The organism is Bacteroides sp. UBA939 (assembly GCF_002293435.1).
Taxonomy (GTDB): Bacteria; Bacteroidota; Bacteroidia; order Bacteroidales; family Bacteroidaceae; genus Bacteroides.
In genome coordinates, this window is record NZ_DBDF01000216.1 from 9,312 (window position 1) to 11,447 (window position 2,136).

Below are 2,136 nucleotides of genomic sequence, written 5' to 3' on the forward strand. Positions count from 1 at the left end.
GTATGAATAATGCAGGCTAAATGTATGTAATGGTAATTTATATATTTTTTATACCCTGTTGTGGAAATGTAGGAAAAATATAATGTACATTTGCAGCCATATACACATATCAATCAATTCACCAATTGAGAAAATGACTTATTTAATAAAACTGGATTCTATCGCAATTTGTGGTTTGGGGGCTACAGATTTTTTTCATAATAATGAAGTGCTACTTCTCTGTTTTGGAGTTATTATATTACTGCTCCTCATTATTATGGTCATTATATCTATCAGTAAAACCAAAAGGTTGAAGACTTTGCAGCGATTGAATGAAGTAGCAGAAGAAAGCAGATTGCTTAAGAACGCCTTTCTTGCCAACATGACGCACGAGATACGCACCCCGCTTAATGCCATCGTAGGTTTTACTAATATACTTGCGGAAACTGATAATCTGAGTAGGGAAGAGCGTATGGCTTTTCTTAAAGAAATTAATGATAATAAGGACTTTCTGATTCAGATAATCAATGATTTGCTGGACTTTTCCAAAATAGAAGCCAACACAATGGAGTATTGTGACGGAGACGTAGATGTGAATGCATTGATTCAGGAGATTTGCGCAATGGAGAATGCACATCCTCATCCTTCGGGTATTATACTTGAATTTGTGGAAAGCTTGCCTCAGTGCCGTTTGATGATAGATCGCATACGTTTTACCCAGGTAATAGGTAATTTAGTCAGGAATGCCCTGAAGTTTACGGAACAAGGTAGTATAAAAATCGGTTATCGACGTCTGAGCAATAACAATTTTTATTTCTATGTTGCCGATACGGGATGTGGTATTGATGAAGAGTACCGCAAAGAGATTTTCGAGCGTTTCATAAAGATGAATTATAATATTCGCGGAACAGGTTTAGGCCTTTCCATATCAAAATCCATTGTAGAACATTACGGCGGTGGTATTGGTGTGGAATCAAAAAAAGGTGAAGGTTCTACATTCTACTTCACCCTGCCTGCCGGAATGGAATATAAAGAATATGGGAAATTCTGATGAAAATGATTGTTGAGTTCTTCTTTCAGATAAAAAGCCTTCAATAGCCAACCTTTTTCTTTAAAATGAGGTTAGATAAGTCTTATAAAAAATGCATCTAAGAGAATTTTAAATCCTCTCAAATGCACTTTTAAGAAAAAGAATTTATGATATAGGTAGTGTTGTTATTTCATTCGATTACCTACGGCGTCCCAGTCAATGATACTCCAGAGGGCATTGATATGGTCGGCACGGCGATTTTGGTAATCCAGATAGTAAGCATGTTCCCAAACATCGAAGCCGAGCAGCGGAATAAGTCCGGAACGTACAGGATTGCTACCGTTAGCTTCTTTGGTAATATGCAGTTTTCCATCCTTATCGGCTGACAGCCAAGTCCAACCCGATCCGAATAATCCTACGGAAGCGGCTGTGAATTCTTTCTTGAAGTTATCAAAGCTTCCGAAATCATGTTTAATCGCTTCTGCCAATTTCCCTACAGCTTCTTTATGAACAGGTTTTGGAGAAAATTGCAGGAAGTAAAGCGTGTGGTTCAGGACTTGTCCGGCATTATTAAAAATAGCTCCATCCGGTGCGGAGGCTACAATAGCTGTTAAGTCTTTGTTTTCATACTCTGTTCCGGGGATGATATTGTTGATATTGTTTATGTATGTTTGCAAATGTTTGCCATAGTGAAAATCTATGGTATGCTGACTGATTACAGGTTCCAACGCATTGTTAGCGTACGGAAGTTTTGGCATTTCGTGAGTCATAATTATAAGCATTAAAGATGTTAATAACGTACCTATAATTTATCTTGAATTATAGTCCTGAAAAGATAACGCTTAATCTCACATAAATGTTCTTTGGATTTTGGTTAATTTCAATGTGGATGGCACTTGCACCCTATATATGGCACTTACACCACATATATATGGTTCGCGAACGGGATATATGNNGGGATATATGTGGTTCACGCACCATATATATCCCGTTCGCGCACCATATATATCCCGTTCGTACACCATATATATCCCGTCCAGGAACCACATATATCCCGTTTAGTTACTGTGTATCAGTGTGTTACAGCCAAATCACTGGCAAAAAACAGAGTGAGAGTAACTTCTACC

Annotated in this window: 2 protein-coding genes; one reads left to right on the forward strand and one right to left on the reverse strand. The window is 37.8% G+C overall.

All coding sequences use genetic code 11. The features are described 5' to 3' along the window. Positions 1–133 precede the first annotated feature (133 nt). Positions 134–1,030, forward strand: coding sequence for a sensor histidine kinase (locus B2Z67_RS14220; protein WP_291530500.1), 897 nt, complete (start codon positions 134–136; stop codon positions 1,028–1,030). A gap of 164 nt (positions 1,031–1,194) precedes the next feature. Here B2Z67_RS14220 and B2Z67_RS14225 read toward each other — a convergent pair whose 3' ends face one another. Beyond that, positions 1,195–1,791, reverse strand: coding sequence for a superoxide dismutase (locus B2Z67_RS14225; RefSeq protein ID WP_291530501.1), 597 nt, complete (start codon positions 1,789–1,791; stop codon positions 1,195–1,197). Between the last annotated feature and the right edge of the window lie 345 nt (positions 1,792–2,136).

Coding starts and splice junctions, on each gene's coding strand:
- B2Z67_RS14225 (WP_291530501.1), bottom strand. CDS start 1,791: ATGCTTATAATTATGACTCACGAAATGCCAAAACTTCCGTACGCTAAC.
- B2Z67_RS14220 (WP_291530500.1), top strand. CDS start 134: ATGACTTATTTAATAAAACTGGATTCTATCGCAATTTGTGGTTTGGGG.